The organism is Halorubrum depositum (assembly GCF_007671725.1).
Classification (GTDB): Archaea; Halobacteriota; Halobacteria; order Halobacteriales; family Haloferacaceae; genus Halorubrum; species Halorubrum depositum.
Genome location: NZ_VCNM01000002.1, coordinates 640468 through 664659, shown reverse-complemented (window position 1 = coordinate 664659; position 24192 = coordinate 640468). Strand labels below are relative to the sequence as shown.

Sequence of the window (24192 nt, the reverse complement as noted above, 5' to 3'; positions counted from 1 at the left end):
GCGAATTTCGGTGGCGACCGCTCAGTGCCCCCAGAGCGTCCCGTCCGGCGCGTACCGCGCGTCCATGATCCGGTCCCACTGGTCGTCGGACAGGTCCAGATCGGTCGCGGCGACGTTCTCCGCGAGCTGGTCGGTCGTGCGCGCGCCGACGATGGGGACGCAGGTGAACTCGTCCCACTCGGTCAGCCACGCGAGCGCGACCTGCGCCGGGGCGGCGTCGAGCTCGGCGGCGACCTCGCGCACCGCGTCCAGCACCTTCCAGCCGCGCTCGGAGAGGTAGAACCGCTCGAAGCGGTCGTCGAAGCTCGCCCGCGAGCCGTCCGGCGCGATCACCTGCTCGGGGTCGTCCGGGTCGGCGCGCTCGTACTTCCCGGTGAGGAACCCGCCCGCGAGCGGGGAGTACGGGCAGACGGCGATGTCCTGGTCGACACACACGTCGAGGTACTCCTCGATGTCCTCGTAGTAGCCGGCGTGGTGGAGCGGCTGGACCACGTCGAACCGGGCGTAGTCGTTGACGTCGGCGGTCCACAGCGCCTTCGTCAGCTGCCACGCGGCCATCGTCGACGCGCCGAGGTAGTGCACCTTCCCCTCCGAAACGAGCTCGTCGAGGACGCGCATCGTCTCCTCGATGGGCGTCTCCTCGTCCCAGCGGTGGATGTAGTAAACGTCGAGGTAGTCGGTGTCGAGCCGGTCGAGCGTCCCCTCGACCTGCGCTCTGATGTGCTTGCGGCCGAGCCCGGAGTCGTTGGGCCCGGGCTCGCCGCGCCCGTCGAACGGGAAGTACACCTTCGAGGCGATCACGTAGTCCTCGCGGTCGCGCTCCGCGAGCCACTCGCCGACGTACTCCTCGCTCGTCCCGTTCGGCGTCCCGTACACGTTGGCCGTGTCGATGAAGTTGATCCCGTGGTCCGCGGCCGCGTCGAGCAGTTCGTGGGCCTCCTCGCGCCCCGTCTCGACGACGCCGTTCGTCTCGCGCCCGAAGCGCCACGTCCCGAAGCAGAGCTCCGAGACGCTCAGTCCCGTGTTGCCGAGCCGTCGGTAATCCATACCCGACCCTCTCGTCGGCGACCGATAAAGCGTTGCGGCCCCGACTCAGTCGAACGGGTACCGCGCCGTCGACCCGCACTCGCGGCAGCGCACGACGACGCGGCCGGGCCGGAGCCGGACGCGGCCCGTCTTCCCGGGCCGGAGGTACACGTCGCAGTCGTCGCAGGTCCGTCGGGAGAAGTCGGCCGGGAGGCCGCAGCGGTTCCGCTCCGCGATCCGGCGCGCGAGCGCGACGTACTCCCGCGAGCGGTCGTACTCGTCGTCGACGACCGCCTCGCGGGCGAGCGTCAACAGGCGCTCGATCCGTTCCGACGGGATCCCCATGTCTCGCCGGGGGTGACGGACCGGCAAAGTCGTTGCCATCGAGTGCGGGCCGCGTCGGGTTCGCCGTCGCCCGACCGTGGGGTCCCCGGCGCATCGGACCCGCACGCTTTTTTATCGGTCCGCGCGAACCGCGTGGTATGAAGGAGTCACTGATGGACGTCGTCTGCTGCCCGCTCGACAAGGCCGACCTCGAACTCGACGTCGACGACCGCGACGAGGAGGAGATCCTCGCCGGCACCCTCACCTGCACCGAGTGCGGGGAGACGTACCCCATCGAGGACGGGATCCCGAACCTCCTCCCGCCGGACATGCGCGAGGAGGCGACCGCCTAGCCCGGATCGCGCCCCGAATCGTACTACATCTTTTTTTAGTGTGAGTTCGTCGACCCGTGCGTGCCGACACTCGCCGTCGAACTGAACGGGGACGCCGTCCACTCGATCCGGGCACCGGACCGGTTCGCGACGACCGGTCACTTCTCGATCGCCTTCGAGAACCTCGGCCGGTCGACGCACGTCCACCTGCACTTCGACGACGACCTCGACCGCGTCTGCTCGATCGGCGAGACGAACCACTTCGTCGACGACGAGTCGACCAGGCGGGTCCACGTCACCGCCGACGAGGTCGACGAGCCCGTCGTCGGGAAGCTGAAGATCGTCACCGGCTACGGCTCGAACACCCGGTACGTCGACGTCAGGCTCGACCCGCCGCCGGACGCCGGGGCCGACGAGGTCGTCATCGACGAGCGGTTCACCAAGCCCCCGGAACGGCCGCCCGACCCCCCGCCCCGGCAGCGCGCCGCGAACGCGATCGCGGGCCTCGTGGAGCGCGGCGGCGTGCCGGGGGCCGTCCTCGGTCTCGTCGCCGTCGTCGCCGGCGTCGCGGTCGCGCTCGCGGTCGACAGCGTGCTCGTCTCGGTCGCGGTCGGCGTCGTCCTGGCGGTGACGATCGCGGCCGTGCTGCTCGCGGTCGCGTGACCGCGTTCGTCTCGCTGCTCGATTCCTGCGCCCCCCACCCGACGGCGATCCGCCGCTCCGGATCCGCGCGCTTTTAACCGTCCCACCGGAACGAGCGGGCATGAGCTTCGAGAAGGAAGACGAGGTCGTGCTCCACGACAAACACAGCGAGTACGACGGCGAGACGGGCACGATCACGCAGGTGATGGAGACGATGTTCGGCGACGCGACCTACACGGTCAGCTTCGAGGACGGCCAAGAGACGGGCGTCCCCGAGGACGCGCTCGACGCCGTCGAGAGCGAGGAGTAACCGACCCCTTTTCCGACCGTAATGCCCAAAGTCCCCTTCCACTACGTCGACCTCCGGGCGTTCTCGTACGCCACGGAAGACGAGAAGCGGGTCGAAGACGCCCTCCGCAGGTTCCTCCCCGAGGACGCCGAGATCGACCGCGTCGAGAACGTCGGCCACCACGGCGACCGGATCGTCGTGCTCTCCGCCCGGATCGAGAACGCCGACGGGATGCGTCACGTCCTCGACGCGCTGGCCGACCTCGACGACGTCGACCGCGTGATCGACGAGCTCGACCAGCGCGTCGACGACAACTGCGCGCTGTTCCTGCGCGTCGACAAGCAGGCCGCGTTCCGCGGCGACGTCCGACTCGGTCCCGGGATCACCGTCCGCGCGAAGGTGGAGGCGTACCCGGCGAAGAAGGAGGCCGCCGTCGAGAACGCCCGCGAGACGCTGTCGCGGCTGGCCGAGGACGTCGACGGCGACGCCTGACCGGACGGGTCGGGGCCGGGCGCTCGCCCCGCACCCGCGACGTGGATTTTTGTGCGGTCCCGCCGTCGTCGAATTCATGAGCGACCCCTTCGTCGTGGTCGGCGCCGACGCGGCCGGACTGAGCGCGGCCAGCAAGTTCCGCCGCGAGGCGCCCGACCGCGAGGTGATCGTCTTCGAGAGGGGACGGTGGATCTCGTACGCCTACTGCGGCATGCCCTACTTCATCGAGGGGCGCGTCGAGCGGCTGTCGGACCTCCTCTCGCTGTCCCCGAGCGACGTCGACGAGCGCGGGATCGACCTCCGGCGCGGCCACGAGGTGGTCGCGGTGGACCCGGACAAAAAGACCGTCGCCGTCGAGACCGCCGACGGGGACTCGTTCGAGCAGCCGTACGGCGACCTCCTCGTCGCGACCGGCGGGCGCGCCTCTACCGGCCCGTTCGACGTGCGCGGGGTCGACGGCGCGTTCACGCTCCACGACATGGACGCCGCGGCCGCGATCGACGCGTACGTCGCCGAGCCGGACGCGTACGACCCGGACCGCGCCGACGTGAGCGCGGTCGACCGCGAGCGCGTCGAGCGCAACGCCGCGATGCCCGCCCCCGAGCGGGCGGCGATCGTCGGCGGCGGCTACGTCGGCGTCGAGACGGCCGAGGCCCTCTCCGATCGCGGCCTCGACGTCCACCTCTTCCAGCGCTCCGGGCACCTGCTCCCGCCGTTCGGCGAGGCGGTCGGCGACCGCGTCGAGGCGGAGCTGATCGCGGAGGGCGTGACGGTCCACACCGGGAGCCCGGTCGAGGCGCTCGTCGGCGACGACCGGATCGAGGGCGTGGCGTTCGACGGGGAGACGCTCCCCGTCGACATGGCGGTCGTCGGCGTCGGGATCGAACCGAACACGGCGCTGCTCGACGGGACCGGCGCCGAGCTCGGCGAGGGCGGCGCGGTCCTGACCGACGGGCACGGCCGGACGAGCCTGCCGGACGTGTACGCCGCCGGCGACTGCGCGACCGCGTTCCACGCCGTCACCGGCGAGCCGGCGTGGATGCCGCTCGGCCTCACCGCGAACCGCGCCGGGCGGGCGATCGGCGCCACCGTCGCGGGCGACCCCTCGCCCGTGGGCGACATCGCGGGCACCGCGGTCGTGAAGGCGTTCGACATGGAGGCCGGCCGCGTCGGCCTCGTCGAGGACGCCGCCGCCCGCGAGGCCGGCTTCGACCCCGTCCGCGAGACCGTCACCGCCGGCTCCCGGTCGGGGTACTACCCGGGCGCGGCGCCGACCGACGTGACGCTCGTCGCCGACCGCGACTCGGGGCGCCTGATCGGCGGGAGCATCGTCGGCCCCGACCGCGCCGCGATCCGGATCGACACGCTCGCGACCGCGCTGGAGGCCGACATGACCGTCGCCGAGGTCGAGCGGCTCGACCTGGCGTACGCGCCCCCGTTCAGCCCGGTGTGGGACCCGGTCCTCGTCGCGGCGAAGGTGCTCAACGGGACGCTCGCCGAGGAGTAGCGGGCCGTATCAGTCGCTCGCGTCCGCGTTCGCGTCTTCGTCCGCGGCGGCGGCCGACCCGTTTTCTCCCGCTCCCTCGTCCCCGTCGCCGCCGCCACCGATACCGGCGACGACCCGACCGACCGCGTAGCCGGCGAGGCCGACCGCGACCGCGGCCGCGAGGGCGACGCCGAGCGGTTCGGCGACAGCGACCGCGAAGGGGAGCGGATCGGTGAGGGGAATCGCGTACGGCGTCGGGCCGATCGCTCGCAGGAGAACCGCCGCGAGGGGACCGTACGCCAGCAGGACCGCGGGGAGCGCGCCGCCGCCGACGGCTGCGAACGCGACCGTGCCGACGGCGGTCAGCGTCGCGAGGGCCGCCGCGACCGGTGCGGTGACGCCGGCGGCGGGCGTCAGGCCCGCGACCGACCCGGCGAGTGAGGCCGCGTCGAAGGCGACGTACGAGACGGCGAAGCCGACCGCGCTCCAGACGGCCGCGCGCTCGAATCCGGTCTCCCCGACGGCGACGCGGGCGAGCCGTCCGGAGTCGTCGTCGGCCGTCATTCCGGCCGGGTCGCACCGCGACCCTCGCGATCCGGCGTGAGGTTGCCGTGCTCGTCGATCTCGCCCGCGACGATCCGCGTCGAGGAGATGCGCTCGCCGTCCTCGGCCGGCACGTGGTCGACGACGACGAGTTCGAGCGGGTCGTGGCCGCGCTCGCGACGGATATCGTTGATCCGCTCGCCGCCCGCCTTCGTCTCGGGGGAGACGATGAGGGCGTCGAACTCGGGCTCGACGGCGATGCCGGTCGGCTCGGTGAGCTCGCGGACCGCGAACTCGCGGTCGTACTCCTCGGCCCGCGGCGCCAGCTCGGCCTCCAGATCGCGCTTGCGGCGGTCGTACGGGCGGACGTAGCGCTCGACGTGGCGGGTCTTCGGCGCGAGCTCGTCGGAGGTGAGGCCGACGGTGACGTCCCCCAGCTCGAACGCCCGTTCGAACAGCTTCCGGTGGCCGTCGTGAACGGGATCGAAGGTGCCACCAAGCGCGACGTTCATGCCCGTCGGTTGCGCGGGCGGAACTTAAAGTGTCCCGAACTCGGGAGCGCCGCGGAAGCGGAGTCGGTCGCGTTCGCCGCGCGCCGCGGCCTCGTCCCTATCGACCCGCTCGGTCGTCGTCGCCGTCGCCACCGTCGTCGGCCTCACCGATCACGCGGTCTCGTCGTCGTCAGCCTCGTCGTCGTCAGCCTCGTCGCCGCCGACGGAGATCTGCACCGGTTCCGCGTCGCCGTCGGGCGATTCGCCGCCGAGACGGCGATCGAGGTTGAAGACGGCGTTCAGCTCGCGTTGGACGTCGCCGACCACGCCCCGGACCAGTTCGCTCGGCGCGATCGCCTCGTACTCGTAGGGGTTGTTGCCGGCGCCGCTCGCCTCGCGCTTGTCGCGCTCGACCGTCCCCTCGTCGTGGAGCTCCGCGAGCGCCTCGCGGACCGTGCTCGGGTAGAGGCCGGTGCCGTCGGCGACCTCGTCGCTCGTGCTCCGCGGGTTGTCCCGCAGGTAGACGTAGATCCGGGCGCGGGTCTCGGTGTCGAGCAGCCACGCCAGCAGGTCGACGACGTTGTCGTCGAACCCCTTGACCGCCTTGTCGGCGCCCTCGCCGAGCCGCTCTTTCGTCCTGCGGAGCTCCTCTCGGGTCCGCTCGGTCGGCGACTCGTCTCCTCCCCCGAGGGCGGCGTCGTCGCCGGAATCCGCGGCAGGGTCGTCGTCGAAATCGTCGCTCGTCATACCACGAAGTGGGATCCGCGCGCCCAAAAGGGTTTCTCGTCGCTTTCGTTCCGACGGAAAACCGGCGGCGCTCCGAGCGGCCGGGTCGCCCGCGGTGGTCGCCCCCTCTTTACGGCGACAGGATCAGGTCCTCGCACAGTGCGTCGATTCCGGACTCCTCGCGGAGCCGGCGCTGGCGCTCGGTGCCGCTCTCGGCGTCGTACACCTCGCGGATCCCGGAGATCCCGAGGCGGTCGCACTCGCGATCGACGACCTCGCCGAGCGAGACCGTCTCCTCGCCGTTCCGGTCGACGAACGAGGCGTCGTGTCCGTGGCGGATCGCGCGCCACTTGTTCTCGTCGAGGAGCTCGCGGCGGAGCGCCGGCGCGGATTCGCCGTCGGCGTAGCGCTCGGCGTAGTCGACCACGAGCGCGTGGACGTACTCGACCAAGGCGAGAGTGACCGCGGGATCGCGCTGGGCGTCGGGCGCCCGCACCTCCACCGTGCCGTGGCCGGTGTGCGGGCGCACGTCGAACCAGAGCTCGCCGCGGTCGGCGATCGACTCCGTCTCGACCATCCGGCGCTCGTAGCGCTGGAAGGCGTCGAAGTCGTCGAACGCCGACGGGATTCCCGTGTTCGGGAGGTTCTCGAATATCTTCGCGCGGGCCGACGCGAGCCCGGTGTCGAAGCCGTTCCAGAACGGGGAGTTCGCGGACAGCGCGAGCAGCACGGGGGAGTGCCAGCGGAGCCGGTTGGCGACCCACACCGCCTTGTCCGCGTCGTCGACGCCGACGTGGACGTGGAGCCCGGCCGTGGTGTTGCGGTGTTGCGGGTACTGAATGCGGTCGAGCTGCGCCTCGTACCGGGGCTTCTCGACGTGGTCCAGCTCGCGCCACTTCGCGGCCGGATGGAGCCCCGCGGCGGCGATCCGATAGCCGTCCGCGGCGGCGTGGTTGACGAGCGCCTCCCGCACCGTCGACAGGGCGTCCGCGGCGTCCGCCGGGTCCTCGATCAGCTCCGTCTGCGCCTCGATGGTGCATTTGAACAGCTCGTGATCGAATCCGTCGGGCACCGCGCTCGGCGGGTCGCGGCCGTAGACGAGGTCGTCGGTCCCCGAGGTCGGACGGCCGTCGGCATCGACGATGTAGAACTCCTCTTCGATGCCGAGCGTTCCCATCCGGGCGAACGCGTCCCGCGAACCGAGTTCCATTACCGCCCCGTACCGGCCGCGCGGTCTTATATGAATTGGAACCCGAAACGGAGCGCCGGTGTCGTCGTCGGATCCGTAACGAAAGACGGGCGGCGGCGACGCTCGCCGACGAAGCGGCTCCGAGAACCGAAGCGGTCGAAAACGAGTCAGCGGTGCGAGGGGACGCGACCGACGCCCCCGCGCGGCGTCGCCCCGTTCAGCCGAGGACGTAGCGGAGCTTCGGGAACCGCTCGGTCAGCGCCTCGCCGCCGACCTCCAGCGTCTCGATGTACGCGTCCAGCCCGAGGACGCGGCCCGCGCCGAACGCCGCGACCGTGAGGAACACGACCGCGTACACCAGCGTCGAGTCGAACAGCGCGAGGGCGTCGCCGCTCCACCCACCGAGGTAGAACAGCGCCATCTGCATCGCGCCGCCGAGCGCGGCCAGCCGGACGAACGCGCCCAGGATGAGCGCCGTTCCGATGAGCAGCTGGGTCGCGGGCACGAACACGTTGACGACCTCCATCAGCGCCGGGCTGGCGGCCATCGCGGCGAACAGGCCGCTGACCGGGCTCGCAGGGTCGACGTTCGCGAGGTACCCCGCGGCGTCGAACGGCCACTCCGAGACCTTCCCGAGACCGGCGAACAGGATCATCCCGCCGATCGTCGCCCGGAGCACGACGATGAACAGCGCCGACAGCGAGTGCGCCTTCCCCAGCAGCGTGACGCCGCCGATCTCCCCGCCGAACTCGTTTGTGGTTTTCGTGGACATTGTGTCTCTCCTCACTTACGGATACGCCGGATAGTAAGATAAACCCGGAAGCGAGTTCCCCTTCAGATGGAACGGATCGGGGACCTCCCCCGATCGTTTGGGTCTTTAAATACGTGCGTCGAACGCGCGGCCGCGTCCGTCGGTTCGAGGGACCGAATCGACCCTCGTTTTCTCACCGCTCACCACGCCTCGCCGCTCGCGAGGTCGACCTCGGCGTCGCCCTTCTCCGAGGGACAGACGTCCGCGAGCACGCACTCCCCGCAGTCCGGGTTGATCGCGGTGCACGTGGCGCGCCCGTGGTCGATCATGAGGTGCGTGAACTGCTGCCAGTCGCTCTCGGGAACGACGTCCAGCAGGTCTTGCTCGATCGCCTCGGGGCGTTCCTCCTCCGTGGTCCCCAGTCGCCGCGTGAGCCGCTGGACGTGGGTGTCGACGACGATCCCCTCGACGACGTCGTGGCCGTGCTGGAGGACGACGTTGGCGGTCTTGCGCCCCACTCCGGCCAGGTCCGTCAGCTCGGACATCGTGTCCGGGACCTCGCCGTCGTGCTTCTCGGCGATGTCCGCGCACGCCGACCGGATGTACTTCGCCTTGTTGTTGTAGTAGGTGATCGAGTTGATCGCCTCGGCCATCTCCTCTTGGGGCGCGTTCGCGTACTCCTCTGGCGTCTCGTACGTCTCGAAGAGGTCGGCGCACACCTTGTTCACGCGCTCGTCGGTGCACTGCGCGGAGAGGATCACGGCGATGAGCAGCTCCAGCCGGTTCGAGTAGTTCAGCGAGATCGTCGAGTCCGGGTACTCCTCGTACAGCCGATCGAGGACCTCCCCGACCTGCTCTTCCCGCGGCTCCAGTGGCGTGCCCATGGGGATCCCTCCGGCCGGTCGACATTGAACGATCCGGTAAGCGTCGCGGGCGGTCTCGGTGGCGAGGTCGATCCCTCCAGGGAGAGCGAAACGGACCGCCGAACCGGCAGATTCACGTCGCCACCTCGACACGTCAGGCCGTGTCCCGGTCCCGCGATCGACGCCGCCGCCGCCCGGCGTACAGCCGCCGGCCCCAGGAGTTCTACTGGCTGTGGATCGCCGCCACCGCCACGTACGGCGTCGGCGACGTCGTCTCGACGATCGCCTTCCTGGAGTACGTGCCGACGATCGACGAGGCGAACCCGGTCGTCGCGCTCGCGCTCGACTCGTTCGGGCTCTCCGGGCTCGTCCTGCTGAAGATCGTCGTCTACCTCGTGATGGTGTGGATCAGCGTCTCGGGCGCCCGCGACGGAGACGCGCTCCTCTACTACTTCCCGCCCGTCCTCCTGACGCTGGTCGGCACGTATCTCACCGCGAGCAACGTCCGGTTGCTGTGGCTGGCGTAAACTACCCCACCCTACTCGCTCACGGCTTCGCCGTTCGCTTCGTTGAGGGCGGGGCTTTCGCGTGGACTCCCGTTCTGGCCATTGCTGGCAGGCTCGTAATCACCGTTCACGTTCAACGTCCCACGATTCAAGCGCACGTTTACGGGTGCGCCTCCGCCCGCCGACGTTTGCGCCGAGCGGAGATGCTTCAGGCCGATATTCTTCGCCGCGTTGTAGTCTGCGTGCGGTGAGTATCCGCACTTGAGACACTCAAACACGTCCTGTCCGTCTGCGGTCGGGCGGTTGTTCTCATGAGTGAACCCGCACTTGGAACACCGCTGGGAGGTGTAGGCGGGACTCACCTGCTTGACCGAGATGCCGACGACTTCGGCTTTGTACTCGACGTACTCGAACAGGCGTCGGAACGCCCACGCGTGGAATTTCTTGGCGTTCGGCATCCGTTCACGAATTCCGGTCAGGTTTTCGAACGCGATCACGTGACAGTCGTGTTCGACGGCTTCTGCGACGAGTTCTTTCGAGACGGTGTGGAAGAAGTGGTCGTAGCGCCCCGTCTCGGTGCGTCCAACCGACTGGATGGTTTCGTGGGCGGCCCGCGTCCCACGCTGTTGGAGCGATCCGCGTCGCTTCTCGAACTCGCGATGCCAGTGATTCAATTCCGAGCCGTTCCAGAATGTCCCCGTTGAGGTGACGGCGACGTTTTCGATGCCGAGGTCAACGCCGAGGACTGTGCTGTGCTCGGCGGTGCCGTCGTCGGCAGTCTCGAACTCTACGTCCGCCTTTGTGCGGACGTGAAGGTAGAACTCGCCGTCGCGGTAGTGGAGTTCCGCACCCGTCACTTCGTAATCGTCGTTGAACAGGTACTCCGAGTGGGGCGTCTCGCGGTTTTCGTCGGGAAGGACGTACTCGGCGGTAATGCGGCCGTCGAGGGTTGCGAGCGTCGCGTGGTCGTCGTTGAACGTCGCACACCGCTTGTCGTAGACGAGAGTTGAGGCAGTGAAGTGCGGCTTCCCTGCGTAGTCACCCTGTTTCCAGCGGGCGACGACGCTCTGGACGGCGTCGGCGGCCTTGTTGCGAGCGTTCTGGACGAGATTCGCTTGTAACCGTGTCTCAGCCCGCACGCTGTCGTAGGTTTCACGTTGGAGTTGGGCTTTGCTCGTCGTTTTATACTCGCCTTGCCAGGCGTGGTCGACGACGTAGTTGGCGGCCCACAGGAACTCGGAGATGGTTTCGTGGAGGAGCTCGGCGTCGCTGTCGGCCACATTAAGCCTGACAGGGACGGTGCGGCGGACCTCCATCCGTACTTCAGATGTATACTCTTGTTTTTATATTAGTAACGATTCAGTGAGGAGTCAGACGACCATTGAACGTGGGTGGTACAGTGCTGTGTCGGTTTCCTCTCCGACCTACTCGCTCGCTCTGCTCGCTCCTTGAGGTCGGAGGCTCCACCTTGTATTATGCTGAGGCGTCACGGTCGCGGCCCGACACCGACCGACACCGGTTTGCGCCGCGCGCTCCACCGTGAGGGCATGCTGTCTGACAGCCCCGGGCTCCACCACGTCACGGGGATCGTCGGCGACGCGGGGGCCGCCGCCGGGTTCTACGGGGAGACGCTCGGCCTCCGGCTGCTGCGCCGCACGGTGAACTACGAGGACGTCCTCCAGTACCACCTCTACTTCGGCGACGCGACCGGATCGCCAGGCTCCGTCTTCACCGTCTTCCCGGACCCGCACGCCGACCCCGGCCGGACCGGGAAGCCCGGTTACGAGGCGGTCGCCTTCGCGGTGCCGCCCGGCTCGCTCGGCTACTGGCGCGAGCGGCTCGCCGAGCGGGACGTCCCGATCGAGGGCGACGGGGACCGCTTCGGCGACGACTTACTCGCGGTCAGCGACCCGGCGGGCACGCGGGTCGAACTCGTCGAGAGCGACGCGCCCGGGGAGCCGTGGGTCGACGCGGCCGGGGAGGTCGGGAAGGCCGGAGAGAGCGATCGACTGGGCGCCGATCCGGTACCCCAGTCGGCCGCGACCCGCGGGCTCTACGGCGTCACCGCGCTCCCGGCGGACCCGTACGGGACCGCGAGCGTCCTCGACACGCTCGGCTTCGAGTACGAGGCGGAGACCGAGGACCGAATCCGGTACCGCGCGCCGGGCGACCGCGCGACCGTCGTCGACCTGCTGGACCGCGACGCGGCCTACCTCCGGGAGGGACCGGGGACGCTCCACCACGCCGCGGTGCGCGTCCCCGACCGCGAGGCGCTCCTGGAGTGGCACGCGCTGTTCCGCGACCGCGGTTACGACGTCTCCCGCGTGAAGGATCGGCACTTCTTCCACTCGCTGTACGTGCGCGGTCCCGGCGGCCTCCTCGTCGAACTCGCGACCGGCGTCACCGACCCCGGACGGCCCCGCGGGACCGGGGCTCGTCGACCCCGAGCCGACCGGGCACGCGAGCGAGCTGTACCTCCCGCCGCGGTTCGAGGGCGACCGAGAGCTGATCGAGAATCAGCTGCCCGCGTTCGAGGTCGGCAGAGAGGCCGCCGGCGCCGACGACGCCCCCGAGCGATGAGTCGGTCGCTTCCGGGAGTCGAGGGCCCGCACGCGGACGCGACGCTGGTCACCGGGGGCGCCCCGGCCGCCGCGGCCGAGGTCGCGGTCGTGCTCGTCCACGGCCGCGGCGGCACCCCCGAGGGGCTCGTCCGGCTCGCCGACGAGTTCTACCGTCCGGGGACGACCTTCCTCGCGCCGGGCGCGGTCCGGTCGAACTGGTACCCCGCCGGCCACGACGCGCCCGTCGCCGCCAACGAGCCGGCGCTCACCTCGGCCGTCGACTGCGTCGCCGCCGCCTGCCGGGTCGCCGGCGAGGTCGGGATCGGTCGGGATCGGGTCGTCCTCGTCGGCGTCTCGCAGGGCGGGAGCGTCGTGAGCGAGTTCCTCCGGCGGCGCCCGCGGCGCTACGGCGGCGCGTTCGTCGTCTCCGCGGCGCTGCCGGGCGAGGACCTCGCGCACCGGGCGGTCGCCGGGGGCGCGGACGGGGACGACGAGGGGGAGCCGGATCCGGGTCCGCTCGCCGGCACGCCGGTCGCGCTCGACAGCAGCGCGGGCGACCCGTACGTCCCGGTCGAGCGCGTCCGCGCGACCGCCGACGTCTTCCGACGCGGCGGCGCCGGGGTCGACCTCCGGATCGACGAGGGGGATGGCCACGGCCTCTCGGACGCGACGACGGCGCGGATAGCCGACCGGATCGCGGCGTTGCTCCCGGGCGACGCGGACGCGACGTCGGAGTGAGCCGAACGTGTTCGCGACACCGCACATAGCGGTCGCGACGGATCCCGAGTTTATGGTCGAACTCGACGACTCCTCTGCCGACCGGGCCCGAATCGCCGATCTCGACGGCGAGCCGCACGCAGACGCGTTCCCCGGGCGGGAGCCGAAGACGATCCGGCTGTCGCTGGAGGCGGGCGAGGTCGTGCCCGAGCACGAGCACCCGGACAGAACCGTGCTGTTCCACGTGCTGGAGGGCGCTGTCGACGTCGCGCTCGACGGCGACCCCCACCGCGTCGAGGCCGGGGAGATCCTCCGGTTCGAGGGGGAGTCCGCGGTCGAGCCGACCGCGCGCGAGGACAGCGTCGCGCTGGTGGTGTTGGCGTCGCGGTCCGCGGAGTGAGGGCGGGCGAGAACGCCGCCGTCGCCGTTTTATCTCTCGCCCCCGAACGCCCGCCATGGAGACGACGCGCCAGCGGATCGCCGACGCGCTCCGCGAGGGGCCGGCGACCGCGAGCGACCTCGGCGAGTCGCTGTCGCTGCCGACGCCGGTCGTGTACGAACACCTAGAGCACGTCTCGCGGTCGGTCGACGACGACGGCGCCGACGAGCGGTTCCTCGTCGCGCCGCCCGAGTGCCGCGACTGCGGCTTCGACGGCTTCGACGACCCGGTCAACGAGCCGTCGCGGTGCCCGGAGTGCAAGAGCGAACGGATCGGGGAGCCGGCGTTCGTGATCCGGTGAGCGGCGCCCTCTCCGATTAAAAACGGCCTACAGCTCGTCCAGCAGCGTCGCCGCCGCGGCCGCCGAGGAGCCCGGGCCGCGGGCGGTTATCAGGTCGCCGTCGACAGTGACGCTGGTGTCGGCGTCGAGTTCGGCGTCCCAGTCGGCGCCGGCGAGGACGACCTCGTCTTCCACCCAGTACGGGAGCTTCCGGCCGTCCGGCATCACGTCCTCGTCGTCGACGATCCCGTCCTCCCACTCGTTCGGGAAGCCGGTGACGGAGCGGCCCTCCACGAGGGGCGTCCCGTCGGCCTCGCGGGTGAACGCCAGGATGCCGACCGCGTGGCAGACGACGAGCGCGACGCCGTCGTCGCCGGCGACCGCGTCCAGCAGGAGCTGGCGCGCGTGCCGGTCCTGATTCACGTCCCAGACGGTGCCGTGACCCCCGGGGAAGACGACCGCGTCGTACCCGTCGGCGTCGACCGTCGCGATCGGCTCCGGATCGTTGAGTCCCGGGTGCTCCTCGTCGACCTCTCGGAACTCCGCGACCCGCTCCTCGCCGCCCGCCGCCTCCGGATCGAGCGACCGCTCGTCGACGACCGGCGGCGACCCCGACGGCGTCGCGATCGTCACGTCGACGCCCTCCGCCTCGAGCGTCGTCAGCGGCTCGATGCACTCCTCGGCCCAGTACCCCTCCTCGCTCACGACGAACAGCGCGCTGCTCATGTGTACTCCTTCATTCACGACCGCGACATAAAAGGCGCCCGCGCCCGGCAGCGACCCGGGGCTGGCGCGGGGTTTATAACCACGATTAGTGGCGCGGTGGCGCGTGCCTCCGAGCGCCCGGAGGCTGCGAGGAGCACGCGCGAGGGAGTCGGCCGGCCCGAGCGAAGCGGAGGCCGGTCGACGAGGCTGGGGAGGCGTGAGGTGCGGTTGCTGTGCGGGGTGGGACTCAAAGGGGCAGCCGGGAGGCGGGCGCAGGTGACGTAAGCACTGGAGGGAGCGAGCAACGCGAGCGACTGAAGCGCGCAGCGAGCGTGCGCCCGCCTCCCGGCTGGGGCTTTGGAGGTGTTCTCACTGTCACCGACCGCAGCGAGCTACGGACAACCGACGAAGTCCAGTGGAAAACCGACTCGCGAGTATTACTCGTCGCCCTGCGCGTCCACGATCACGACCTCGCCGTCCTCGACGGTGACGCTGATCAGCGTCTTCACGTTGTAGTCGGTGCCGTCGAGCTCGTTGTCGCCGGCCTTCTTGATCACGGCGACGACGTCGACGACCTCCGCGCCGACCTCGTTCGTCAGCGCGTCGAGGATCGCCTTCATCGTGCCGCCGGTCGAGAGCACGTCGTCGAGCACGAGGACGCGGTCGCCCTCCTCCACGTCGTTGATGTACATCTCCGACTCGGAGTAGCCCGTCTCCTGGAACAGCGGTACCTCGCCGTCGAGCCCGTACTGGCGCTTCCGGATGACGACGAGGGGGATGTCGGTCATCAACGAGAGCGCGGTGGAGATGTGGATCCCCATCGCCGCGGGGGTGACGATCTTGTCGACGTTCTCAAGCTCCGCCTTCCGGATGATCCGGATGACTATCTCCCGGAGCAGCTCGGGTTCGAGCATGGGGACGCCGTCGCTGATCGGGTGGACGAAGTACTGGTACCCGCCTTTCTCGATGATCGGCGCGTCGAGGAGCGACTGCCGCAACTGGTCCATGTCGCCGGTACTCGGGCGGATTAATAAAGCGTGGCGATCCCCCGATCCCGTGGACGTCGGTGGCACGGGTCGCAGCGGTGCCGGGCGCGGCTTCACCCCGGCCGTCAGTCACTCCGGCCCGTCAGTCACCCCGGCCGTCAGTCACTCCGGCCCGTCAGTCACTCGAACTCCGGCTCGCGTTTCTCTAAGAACGCGCGCATCCCCTCGCGCTGGTCGTGGGTACCGAACAGCCCGGACCACGCCCGGCGCTCCAAGGCGAGCCCGCCCGTCTGAGTGCCGTCGTGGACCGCGTTGAGCGCCTCCTTGGCGGCGCGCATCGCAAAGGCGGGCTTCGCGGCCAGCGCCCCCGCCAGCTCGTCGATCCGGTCGTCGAACGCGTCGTCCGCGACGACCTCGCCGACGAAGCCGACCTCGGCCGCCTCCGCGGCGTCGATACGCTCGCCGAGGAAGACGAGCCGCTTGGCCGTCTCGTCGCCCACGAGCCGGGAGAGCCGCTGGGTGCCGCCCCATCCCGGGACGATACCGAGGTCGATCTCGGTCTGGCCGAGGACGGCGCTCTCGGCGGCGACGCGAAGGTCGCATGCCAGCGCCAGCTCGCAGCCGCCGCCGAACGCGTAGCCGTCGATCGCCGCGATCGTCGGCGCCGGGAACGACTCGATCGCGTCGGCGACGCGGTGACCCAGTTCGGCGTACGCCTGTGCCTCCGGCGTCGACAGCTCCACCATGTAGGAGATGTCCGCGCCCGCGACGAACGCCTCGTCGCCCGCGCCGGCCAAGACGAGCGCGCGGGCCCCCGCCGCCTCGGCCTCGTCGAGCGCCTCCTCGATCGCTTCGAGCGTGTCGACGGTGAGCGCGTTCAGCTGCTCCGGGCGGTCGACGGTGAGCGTCGCGACGTCGCTGTCGGCGTCGACGTCGAGCGTGATGGTGTCCCACGTCATACCGGCCCCTCGCGCGGCGGCGTGAAAACCGTTCGGCAGGCGGCGCTCGCGCCGACGGTCGAGCGGGGCGACCGCGAGGCCGCGCCGGCGACGTCAGATCTCCTCGCGGCTGTCGATCTCGCTGTAGATGAACCACGCGGAGGTGTACGCGCCGATGAACAGCAGGTAGCCGACCACGAGCCCGACCAGCTGCCGGGAGCCGAGTCCGTCCGGCAGCGTCCGCGAGAGGATCCCCAGCGCCACGGCGAACACGACCAGCGAGAACAGGCCCGAGAGGGCGTACACGCCCAGGTCGGAGGTGAGACGATCGCGCACGCTCCCACCAACGGCGTCGACTTATAAACGCCATTCGGTCGCGGCGAGGCGGCGACCGCACGGCGCCAGTTCCGAGTGGGACCGCCGCTCGCCCGGCGCGCCGTAGCGCGGATTGCAACCACTATATGCCCTCGGCCGTACGGTCGGGTATGAACGGGAACCGGTTCGGGCGGCTCTTCCAGGTGACGACGTACGGAGAGAGCCACGGCGACGCGATGGGCGTGACGGTCTCGGGCGTCCCCGCGGGGGTCGAGCTCGACGAGGAAGCCATTCAGGCGCAGCTCGACCGGCGCAAGCCGGGCCAGTCGATGATCACGACCTCGCGGGGCGAGCCCGACGAGGTGGTCGTCAACTCCGGCGTGCAGGACGGCTACACCACCGGGACGCCGATCGGCATGGTGATCCAGAACAAGGACGCCCGCTCGGGGAAGTACGAGCCGTACGTCACGGCGCCGCGCCCCTCGCACGGCGACTACACCTACTCCGCGAAGTTCGGCACGCGCAACTGGGGCGGCGGCGGACGCTCCTCCGCGCGCGAGACGGTGAACTGGGTCGCCGCGGGGGCGGTCGCCGAGCAGGTGCTCGACGCCTCCGACTACGACGTCGAGATCAAGGCGCACGTCAACCGCATCGGCGACGTCGCGGCCGACGACGTGAGCTTCGAGCAGATCCTCGCGGAGAGCGAGTCGAACGACGTGCGCTGCGCCGACCCCGAGGCGGCCGCCGAGATGCAGGAGCTGATCGAACGGTACCAGGAGGAGGGCGACTCCATCGGCGGCTCCATCTACTTCGAGTGTCGCGGCGTCCCCCGCGGGCTCGGGGCACCCCGCTTCGACGGCTTCCCCGCTCGGCTCGGCCGGGCGATGTTCTCCATCCCGGCGACCACGGGCGTCGAGTTCGGGCTCGGCAAAGACGCCGTCGACGTCGCCGGCAGCGAGCGCAACGAAGACTGGACGTTCGACGACGGCGAGTCGTTCGACCACGTCGAGAGCGAGGAGGGCGATCCGGTTCCGGTCGGCAACGACCACGGCGGGCTCCAGGGCGGGATCACGACCGGCGAGCCGATCTACGGCGAGGCGACGTGGCACGCGCCCACCTCGATCCCGAAGAAGCAGCGCTCCGCCGACTGGGAGACGGGCGAGGAGAAGGAGGTGCAGGTCGTGGGCCGACACGACCCCGTCCTCCCGCCGCGGGCAGTCCCCGTCGTTGAGGCGATGCTGTACTGCACCGTCCTCGACTTCATGCTGCTCGCCGGCCGGATCAACCCCGACCGCGTGGACAACGATCCGGGTCAGTACGACACCGACTACCACCCGAGCAGCCCGGATAACGAGTAACGGACGCACGATATTTCGGGGTCCCTTTTCCGACGGTACTGAGGTTCTCATACTCGTGTAGCCGTGACTCCGCCGTCATATTTATTACAGATTATTACATTCTATGACACATGCCGATCGGTATCGACGCGTTCGACAAAGAGCCGGAGGCCGTACTCGACGTTGCCCCCGGGACGCAGCCGTATCGCGTCCTCGCGTTCCTCGCCGAACACGACGACCAGGCGTTCACACAGACCGAGATTCACCAGCGAACGGGGATCAAACGCGGGAGCGTCGGCGCGGTCCTCTCTCGACTCGAGGACCGCGGGCTGGTCCGTCACCGTGGGCGGTATTGGGCGATCGCCGAGGACGATCGGCTCGCATCCTTCGCCGCGCAACAGGCGGCGAGTTCAGCGTCGACGACCGACGACTACTACGGCGGGGACGAAGCGTGACCGCCGAACGCGGTGCGGTGGTCAAGGGGCCGGATCTGCTCGCGGACAACGTTTCGGCCGTACGTTCGCATAAACGACGACACGCATCCGTTCGCGGACGAGGTGGCCGTCTACGTCGCCGCGACGACGACGCGTCGGTCGGTCGCGATCCCGCTCACGGCGGAGGATTTCGTCGCCGGTGGACTTCCGCGTGAAACGTACGTCAATCCGTGGACCGTCGTGACGATCCGGCACGCGGACATCCACGGCGAGGAGGGCCGGCTAACCGACGAAACGACAGAGACGATTGCGAGGGCGACCGTGGGCTATCTGGGTGTTCGGTGACCACGCTCGAATCGAACGACTTGATCTAGATCCGCTTCATCTCTCCGGCGACCACTCGCAGGCGTTCCCCGCGGTGAGGTCCTCCTCGTCGACGTGCGCCGAGAGGCAGGCGTAGTTACAGAAGTAGGCGGGCGAGCCGCAATCGTCGTCGCAGTCGCGCACGCAGATCGGGTCGTGCTCGAAGATGCGCGAGCCGCAGTAGGCGCACGTCTGGTCGGCCGTCGGCGTCGACACGGTCGTGGACATGATCGGACGATGTAGGTCGCGGCTCGAAAAACTGTCGCGGGTCCGCGCGGCTCACACGACGGCGTCGTCGACGACGGGGAGCACGAACCCGAGGAGGAACGCCCCGGTGGCGACGTCGGCGTGGCCGTGCGAGGAGGGAATTAGCTCTCGGAAGACGACCGCGAGCATCGCGCCCGCGCCGAAGCCGGCGGAGACCGAAAGAGGCCGGCCGTCCGCCCTCCTCACCGGGCGACGGCCGCTCGCACTCCTCACCGAGCGACGGCCGCTCGCACTCCTCACTGGGTGACGACCGCCCGCAGATCGCTCCCGTACGCGACGACGGCGACCGCGAGCGTCGCGAGCGCGCCGACCGGGAGCACGGTGAGAAACCCGGACGTGGTCCCGACGCCGAACCGCGTCGCGAGCCCGACGGCGACCCACAGGCTCGCGGCCGCCGCCAGGACGAGGAGCCCGCCGGTGACGCGGCGGTCCTCGCGGCCGAGCGTCGCGCCCGCGACGGCGCTGGCCGCCGCGAGGACGTGGAAGCCGACCGCGAGCGGCCACGCGCGGATCGACGCCGGGAGCGCCGCGAACGGCCGCGACTGGTCGAGGAAGTACGCCCACACGGGGTACCCGCCGAGACCGACGCCGGAGTCGGACGCCGCCGCGTTGAGGAACCCCCAGAGGCTCACGACCGTGAGCTCGCCGCCGGCCGGGATGACGGCCATCGGGACCGCGAGCAGCGCGAGTACGAGGATCCACCCGATCCGCGCGACCGGGCCGCGCGCGTCGGCGGCCGTATCGCCGGCGGACCGATCGGCGTCGGCGCGTCCGGCGTCGGACCGGTCTCCGTCGAACCCTCGCGAGGACCCCTCGGACATACCCGTGTCTCGGAGTCGCGGCGGGAAGAATCGTCCGGGACCGGTGCGGCGGCTCGTCCCGCCGCGACGGGCGTATCCGTGGGGCGACGCGCAACGCTCTTTGTGCCGGGGGTCGCTCGTTTCGGCATGCGAGTCACCGTCGTCGGCAGCGGCTACGTCGGAACCACCCTCGCGGCCTGCCTCGCGGACGCGGGTCACGACGTCACGGCGATCGACATCGATCCGGACGTCGTCGACGCCCTGAACGACGGCCACGCGGCGATTCACGAACCGGGTCTCGACGACCTCTTGGCCGAGCACGCGGGCGACCGGCTCCGCGCGACGACCGAGTACGACGGCGTCCCCGACGCCGACGTGACGTTCCTCGCGATCGGCACCCCCTCGCGCGAGGACGGGAGCATCGACCTCGGCCCGCTCACGGCCGCCGCCGAGATGACCGGCGAGGCGCTGGCGGGAGCGAGCGACGGCGACGGCGGATCCTCGTCGGCCACCGACGACGACCGCCACCTCGTCGTCGTCAAGAGCACGATCACGCCGCCGGGCGTCCGCGAGGTCCGCGAGGCGCTCCGCGCCGGCGCGGGCGACGCGGCCGACCGGGTCGAGCTCGCGACCAACCCAGAGTTCCTCCGCGAGGGCTCCGCCGTCGACGACTTCCAGCACCCGGACAAGCTCGTCTTCGGCACCGACTCCGACTGGGCGACCGACCGACTCGAGACCCTCTACGAGCCCCTGCTCGCCGCGACCGACGGGGAGGTACCGATGATCCGGACCGACCCCGAGACCGCCGTGATGATCAAGTACGCGAACAACGCGTTCCTCGCGTCGAAGATTTCGCTGGCGAACGACCTCGGGAACGTCTGCAAGCGGTTCGGGATCGACGCCTACGAGGTGATGGACGCGGTCGGCCTCGACGACCGGATCGGGGCGCAGTTCCTGCGCTCGGGGGTGGGATGGGGCGGGAGTTGTTTTCCCAAAGACGTCGATGCAATTAGGGCGGCGGCCCGCGAGGCGGGCTACGAGCCCCTGCTCCTCGACGCCGCGGTCGCGGTGAACGACGGCCAGCCGGAGCGCATGCTCGAACTGCTCGACGCCCACGTCGACGTCGCGGGCGAGCGCGTCGCCGTGCTCGGGCTCGCGTTCAAACCCGGCACCGACGACGTGCGGAACTCCCGGGCGATTCCGCTCGTCGAGGGACTGCGGGAGCGCGGCGCCGACGTGGTGGGATACGACCCGGTCGCGGCCGACAACATGCGCGAGCTGTTCCCCGGTATCGAGTACGCGGACTCCGTGGCCGCGGCGCTCGACGAGGCGAGCGCCGCGCTCGTCGTCACCGACTGGGACGAGTTCGCGGCGCTCGACGACGCCTTCGACGCGATGGCCGAGCCCGTCGTGATCGACGGTCGGCGGATAATCGAGCGGCGCGACGGCCTGACGTACGAGGGGCTCACTTGGTAGCGGCGACGATCACTCACGCGCAGCGAGTCGAGGCGGTGTGACCGTCCAGCCGTCGCTGCGCTCGACGTTGTCAGTCGTTGCTGCCCCCGACGTTGTCAGTCGTTACCGACGTGTGAACTGATAAATAACTGTATTTCGAGAATGTAACTGATACTACATTATTAATAGTGTTGAACCGGTAGTGGCGCCTCGGGATGAGCACTGACGAACCCGGTCGTACTGCGGAACAGAGCGGACACGAACACCACGAAGTCGAGGGGCCGGGGTATCCGACGCCGGCCGCGATGCGGACCGAGAGCGGTCGCGAGGAGACGGCGTTCGTGATGGCGCCGCGCGTGGGCATGGAAGCGGAGGGGCCGGACATGATCGGCGTCGTCGATCTCGACCCCGCGTCCGACACCTACAGCGAACTGATCGACGCGGTCGAGATGCCCAACAACGGGGACGAGCTCCACCACTTCGGCTGGAACGCCTGCTCGTCGTCGTGTCACGCCGAGGGGCTCGCCCGACAGTATCTGGTCGTTCCGGGCCAACGCTCCTCGCGCATTCACGTCATCGACGCCGAGGACCCGCGCGACCCCGAGCTGGTGAAGGTCATCGAACCGGAGGAGGTGTTCGAACACGACCTGTCCGCGCCGCACACGGTCCACTGCGTCCCCGGCGGGAAGATCGTCGTCAGCATGCTCGGCGACGCGAACGGCGAGCTCCCCGGCGGCTTCCTCCAATTGGACCAGGAGGACTTCAGCATCGACGGCCACTGGGAGGCCGACCGCGGCGAGATGGAGCTGAACTACGACTACTGGTATCAGCCCCGCCACGACGTCATGATATCGAGCGAGTGGGCCGCGCCGAACACCTACTACCCGGGGTTCGACCTCGACGACGTCGAGGCGGGCGAGTACGGCGACAGCATCCACGTCTGGTCGTGGGACGACCGCGAGCACATCCAGACGCTCGAGTTCGGCGAGCAGGGACAGATCCCGCTCGAGGTTCGGATGAGCCACAACCCCGAGGAGACGCAGGGGTACGTCGGCGCGGCGCTCTCCTCGAACATCATCCGGTTCTACGAGGAGAGCGACGGTGCGTGGGACTGGGACGTGGTCATCGACGAGGAGCCGCGCGAACACGAGGAGTGGGAGATGCCGGTGCCGCCGCTCATCACGGACATCCTGCTGTCGCTGGACGACCAGTACCTGTTCTTCTCGAACTGGCTCCACGGCGACGTTCGGATGTACGACGTGAGCGACGCCGGCAATCCGCGGCTGGTCGATCGGGTGTGGGCCGGCGGCCTCTTCGGCGATCGGCAGACGGTGCAGGGCGAGGAGATCCGCGGCGCGCCGCAGATGCTCCAGCTCTCCCGGGACGGCAAACGGCTCTACTGGACGACGTCGCTGTTCTCCTCGTGGGACAACCAGTTCTTCCCGGAGATCGCCGCGGACGGCTCGCTGATGCTCAAAGCCGACGTCTACCCCGACGAGGGGCGGCTGGAACTCGACGAGGAGTTCCTCGTCGACTTCGGCGACGCCCCCGGTGGACCGGCACGCGCACACGAGATCCGCTGGCCGGGCGGCGACTGCACGAGCGACGTCTGGCAGTGATCGGTCGTGACGGACGCGACGACCCACGCCGTCGAACTCGTCCGCCCGAACGGGCGGACCGTGACGATCCGAGTCGAGGAGGGCGAGACGATCGCCGACGCGGCGGAACGGGTCGACGTCGCCGTTCCGTACGGCTGTCTGTACGGGGCGTGCGGCACCTGCACCGCGGAACTGCTCGAGGGTGAGGTGCGTCACCGGCGGTCGCCGCGAGCGCTGAAGCCGTCCTCGCTCGACGCCGGGTACGTCCTCCTCTGCGTCGCCGCGCCCGAGTCCGACTGTCGACTCCGGGTCGGCCACGAGATCCAAGCCGAGGTCGTCGGCACTCCCTGGAAGTGAGGGGGGTCGGAACGGGTCGCCCGCCGAGGCGTTCAGCAATGCCTTCAATTTATATACACATCGCGTGAAACACGGTCTCATGGCGGCCCTCCACGCTCTCCGTCCGGCAGTCGGTGGCATCGTTCGCAACCCGGTCCTCCTGCTCGTCACGGCGCTGTACGGGCTCGCGCAGGTCCCGAATCTCCTCGTCCCGCCGACGCAGCCGATCCTGTCGGCGATCGTCTCACTCGCGACCTTCGGCGCGTTCGTGCTCGTGCTCCCGTTCGTCCAGGGCGGGCTGCTCGGGATGGCGAGCGAGGCTATCGCGGGCCGGACCGGCCTCGGGACGCTGGTCGCCGAGGGGAAGGCCAACTACGTGTCGCTGCTGCTCGCCTACTTCGTCCTGCTCGCGATCAACTTCGTGTTCGGCTTCGTCGCGTTCGTCGGGGGTCTGATCGCCGTCGTCGTCGGCGCGGCGTCGATGCCCGGCGACGCCCCCGGAGTCGGCGTCGACCCCACGCTGTTGGCGGTGGTCGCCATCGTGGCCGGGGGGCTCCTCCTCGCGTACCTCCTCGTCACCTTCGTCGTCCAGTTTTACGCCCACGCGATCGTCCTCGACGACGCGGAGCTCGTCGAGGGGTTCCGGCGCAGCGCGGGGCTCGTCCGGTCGAACCTCGTGAGCGTCGCCGGCTACACGCTGATCCTCCTCGTCGGGAGCCTCGTCCTCGGGACGCTGGCCGCCGCCGCCTCGATCCTCCTCGGCCCTCAGTCCGCGGGAATGCCCGGCACGCCGTTCGCCGACCTCGGGGCGATCGAGCCGACCCTGCCAGTGCTCGCCGCGGCCGCCGTCGGCTACCTCCTGCTGACGAGCGCGTTCGCCGCGTTCTACGCGACCTACTCGGTCGCCTTTTACGAGGCGATCAGCGACACCGAGGCGAGCTGACGGGAGCTTCACGGGCTCGCGACGGATCGGCGGCGACCGAGCAGATTTAACCCGCCGC

At 70.0% G+C, this 24192-nt stretch carries 28 protein-coding genes and 5 pseudogenes; 17 read left to right on the top strand and 16 right to left on the bottom strand.

Annotated elements, in window-relative coordinates:
• Positions 1–21: 21 nt before the first annotated feature.
• Positions 22–1047 carry an aldo/keto reductase gene (locus tag FGM06_RS10800; protein ID WP_144799258.1) on the bottom strand — a complete coding sequence of 342 codons (1026 nt, stop codon included), beginning with the start codon at positions 1045–1047 and terminating at the stop codon, positions 22–24.
• 45 nt (positions 1048–1092) lie between these two features.
• Positions 1093–1371 (bottom strand): ribonuclease P protein component 4, encoded by a 279-nt coding sequence (locus FGM06_RS10795; protein ID WP_144799257.1) that lies wholly within the window; start codon positions 1369–1371, stop codon positions 1093–1095.
• Between the two features lie 137 nt (positions 1372–1508).
• On the opposite strand from FGM06_RS10795, the gene FGM06_RS10790 reads away from it, so the two are divergent.
• From FGM06_RS10790 to FGM06_RS10770, 5 genes are all read left to right on the top strand, one after another.
• Positions 1509–1703 (top strand): methytransferase partner Trm112, encoded by a 195-nt coding sequence (locus FGM06_RS10790; protein ID WP_186311006.1) that lies wholly within the window; start codon positions 1509–1511, stop codon positions 1701–1703.
• A gap of 60 nt (positions 1704–1763) precedes the next feature.
• Entirely contained in the window at positions 1764–2345 is a 582-nt protein-coding gene (locus FGM06_RS10785; protein WP_144799256.1) for a DUF7524 family protein, read from the top strand.
• Positions 2346–2445: 100 nt separating this feature from the next.
• Positions 2446–2634, top strand: a complete 189-nt coding sequence (locus FGM06_RS10780) for a hypothetical protein (protein WP_004050211.1) — start codon at positions 2446–2448, stop codon at positions 2632–2634.
• Positions 2635–2655: 21 nt separating this feature from the next.
• Positions 2656–3105, top strand: coding sequence for an RNA-binding protein (locus FGM06_RS10775; RefSeq protein ID WP_144799255.1), 450 nt, complete (start codon positions 2656–2658; stop codon positions 3103–3105).
• Positions 3106–3181: 76 nt separating this feature from the next.
• The gene (locus FGM06_RS10770) at positions 3182–4612 is read left to right on the top strand and encodes an FAD-dependent oxidoreductase (RefSeq protein ID WP_144799254.1); all 1431 of its coding nucleotides are present in this window, start codon (positions 3182–3184) and stop codon (positions 4610–4612) included.
• 9 nt (positions 4613–4621) lie between these two features.
• On the opposite strand, the gene FGM06_RS10765 is transcribed toward FGM06_RS10770, so the two are convergent.
• From FGM06_RS10765 to nth, 6 genes and pseudogenes are all read right to left on the bottom strand, one after another.
• The gene (locus tag FGM06_RS10765; RefSeq protein WP_144799253.1) at positions 4622–5155 is read right to left on the bottom strand and encodes a hypothetical protein; all 534 of its coding nucleotides are present in this window, start codon (positions 5153–5155) and stop codon (positions 4622–4624) included.
• On the bottom strand, positions 5152–5646 hold the full coding sequence (locus FGM06_RS10760) for a phosphopantetheine adenylyltransferase (protein WP_144799252.1): 495 nt from the start codon (positions 5644–5646) through the stop codon (positions 5152–5154). The genes FGM06_RS10765 and FGM06_RS10760 overlap by 4 nt, the downstream gene beginning before the upstream one ends.
• 97 nt (positions 5647–5743) lie before the next feature.
• Positions 5744–6372, bottom strand: a pseudogene (locus FGM06_RS10755) (winged helix-turn-helix transcriptional regulator).
• A 109-nt stretch (positions 6373–6481) separates the two neighbouring features.
• On the bottom strand, positions 6482–7561 hold the full coding sequence (locus FGM06_RS10750) for a glutamate--cysteine ligase (protein WP_144799250.1): 1080 nt from the start codon (positions 7559–7561) through the stop codon (positions 6482–6484).
• Positions 7562–7757: 196 nt separating this feature from the next.
• Positions 7758–8312 carry a DoxX family protein gene (locus FGM06_RS10745; protein WP_144799249.1) on the bottom strand — a complete coding sequence of 185 codons (555 nt, stop codon included), beginning with the start codon at positions 8310–8312 and terminating at the stop codon, positions 7758–7760.
• A 179-nt stretch (positions 8313–8491) separates the two neighbouring features.
• Entirely contained in the window at positions 8492–9175 is a 684-nt protein-coding gene (gene nth / locus FGM06_RS10740) for an endonuclease III (protein ID WP_144799248.1), read from the bottom strand.
• A gap of 140 nt (positions 9176–9315) precedes the next feature.
• Between nth and FGM06_RS10735 the strand changes: the two genes are divergently transcribed.
• Positions 9316–9681, top strand: coding sequence for a hypothetical protein (locus FGM06_RS10735; RefSeq protein WP_144799247.1), 366 nt, complete (start codon positions 9316–9318; stop codon positions 9679–9681).
• A gap of 11 nt (positions 9682–9692) precedes the next feature.
• On the opposite strand, the gene FGM06_RS10730 is transcribed toward FGM06_RS10735, so the two are convergent.
• On the bottom strand, positions 9693–10976 hold the full coding sequence (locus tag FGM06_RS10730; RefSeq protein WP_144799246.1) for an RNA-guided endonuclease InsQ/TnpB family protein: 1284 nt from the start codon (positions 10974–10976) through the stop codon (positions 9693–9695).
• Positions 10977–11207: 231 nt separating this feature from the next.
• On the opposite strand from FGM06_RS10730, the pseudogene FGM06_RS10725 reads away from it, so the two are divergent.
• From FGM06_RS10725 to FGM06_RS10710, 4 genes and pseudogenes are all read left to right on the top strand, one after another.
• A pseudogene (locus tag FGM06_RS10725) lies at positions 11208–12240 on the top strand (VOC family protein).
• Positions 12237–12959 (top strand): alpha/beta hydrolase, encoded by a 723-nt coding sequence (locus FGM06_RS10720; protein ID WP_144799245.1) that lies wholly within the window; start codon positions 12237–12239, stop codon positions 12957–12959. Before FGM06_RS10725 ends, FGM06_RS10720 begins: the two are co-directional and overlap by 4 nt.
• Positions 12960–13047: 88 nt before the next feature.
• Positions 13048–13338: pseudogene (locus FGM06_RS10715) on the top strand (cupin domain-containing protein); the annotation flags it as partial.
• Between the two features lie 55 nt (positions 13339–13393).
• Entirely contained in the window at positions 13394–13678 is a 285-nt protein-coding gene (locus tag FGM06_RS10710; RefSeq protein ID WP_144799243.1) for a transcriptional regulator, read from the top strand.
• Positions 13679–13705: 27 nt separating this feature from the next.
• On the opposite strand, the gene FGM06_RS10705 is transcribed toward FGM06_RS10710, so the two are convergent.
• The 4 genes from FGM06_RS10705 to FGM06_RS10690 all read right to left on the bottom strand — a co-directional run bounded on the left by FGM06_RS10705 (position 13706) and on the right by FGM06_RS10690 (position 16622).
• A complete protein-coding gene (locus tag FGM06_RS10705; protein ID WP_144799242.1) occupies positions 13706–14383 on the bottom strand; it encodes a type 1 glutamine amidotransferase domain-containing protein in 678 nt (225 codons plus the stop codon).
• A gap of 416 nt (positions 14384–14799) precedes the next feature.
• Positions 14800–15369 carry a hypoxanthine/guanine phosphoribosyltransferase gene (gene hpt, locus FGM06_RS10700; protein ID WP_144799241.1) on the bottom strand — a complete coding sequence of 190 codons (570 nt, stop codon included), beginning with the start codon at positions 15367–15369 and terminating at the stop codon, positions 14800–14802.
• Between the two features lie 158 nt (positions 15370–15527).
• Positions 15528–16307 carry an enoyl-CoA hydratase/isomerase family protein gene (locus FGM06_RS10695; protein ID WP_144799240.1) on the bottom strand — a complete coding sequence of 260 codons (780 nt, stop codon included), beginning with the start codon at positions 16305–16307 and terminating at the stop codon, positions 15528–15530.
• A gap of 93 nt (positions 16308–16400) precedes the next feature.
• On the bottom strand, positions 16401–16622 hold the full coding sequence (locus FGM06_RS10690) for a hypothetical protein (protein WP_144799239.1): 222 nt from the start codon (positions 16620–16622) through the stop codon (positions 16401–16403).
• A 149-nt stretch (positions 16623–16771) separates the two neighbouring features.
• Here FGM06_RS10690 and aroC point away from each other — a divergent pair, with 149 nt between their 5' ends.
• The 3 genes and pseudogenes from aroC (at position 16772) to FGM06_RS10675 (ending at position 18717) form a co-directional block, all read left to right on the top strand.
• On the top strand, positions 16772–17959 hold the full coding sequence (aroC, locus tag FGM06_RS10685) for a chorismate synthase (RefSeq protein WP_144799238.1): 1188 nt from the start codon (positions 16772–16774) through the stop codon (positions 17957–17959).
• A 110-nt stretch (positions 17960–18069) separates the two neighbouring features.
• Positions 18070–18393 (top strand): MarR family transcriptional regulator, encoded by a 324-nt coding sequence (locus FGM06_RS10680; protein ID WP_144799237.1) that lies wholly within the window; start codon positions 18070–18072, stop codon positions 18391–18393.
• A pseudogene (locus tag FGM06_RS10675) lies at positions 18390–18717 on the top strand (hypothetical protein). The gene FGM06_RS10680 and the pseudogene FGM06_RS10675 overlap by 4 nt, the downstream one beginning before the upstream one ends.
• Positions 18718–18753: 36 nt before the next feature.
• Here FGM06_RS10675 and FGM06_RS10670 read toward each other — a convergent pair.
• The 3 genes and pseudogenes from FGM06_RS10670 to FGM06_RS10660 form a co-directional block, all read right to left on the bottom strand.
• Positions 18754–18963: a hypothetical protein gene (locus FGM06_RS10670; RefSeq protein ID WP_144799236.1), complete on the bottom strand. Its 210-nt coding sequence runs from the start codon at positions 18961–18963 to the stop codon at positions 18754–18756.
• Positions 18964–19014: 51 nt separating this feature from the next.
• Positions 19015–19158 (bottom strand): annotated as a pseudogene (locus FGM06_RS10665) (ZIP family metal transporter); the annotation flags it as partial.
• Between the two features lie 80 nt (positions 19159–19238).
• Positions 19239–19823, bottom strand: coding sequence for a TIGR04206 family protein (locus FGM06_RS10660; protein ID WP_144799235.1), 585 nt, complete (start codon positions 19821–19823; stop codon positions 19239–19241).
• A 126-nt stretch (positions 19824–19949) separates the two neighbouring features.
• Between FGM06_RS10660 and aglM the strand changes: the two genes are divergently transcribed.
• The 4 genes from aglM (at position 19950) to FGM06_RS10640 (ending at position 24134) form a co-directional block, all read left to right on the top strand.
• Entirely contained in the window at positions 19950–21278 is a 1329-nt protein-coding gene (gene aglM / locus FGM06_RS10655) for a UDP-glucose 6-dehydrogenase AglM (protein WP_144799234.1), read from the top strand.
• Positions 21279–21472: 194 nt separating this feature from the next.
• A complete protein-coding gene (locus tag FGM06_RS10650) occupies positions 21473–22876 on the top strand; it encodes a selenium-binding protein SBP56-related protein (protein WP_144799233.1) in 1404 nt (467 codons plus the stop codon).
• A gap of 6 nt (positions 22877–22882) precedes the next feature.
• Positions 22883–23212 carry a 2Fe-2S iron-sulfur cluster-binding protein gene (locus FGM06_RS10645; protein ID WP_144799232.1) on the top strand — a complete coding sequence of 110 codons (330 nt, stop codon included), beginning with the start codon at positions 22883–22885 and terminating at the stop codon, positions 23210–23212.
• 79 nt (positions 23213–23291) lie between these two features.
• Entirely contained in the window at positions 23292–24134 is an 843-nt protein-coding gene (locus tag FGM06_RS10640) for a DUF7847 domain-containing protein (RefSeq protein WP_144799231.1), read from the top strand.
• Positions 24135–24192 lie beyond the last annotated feature (58 nt).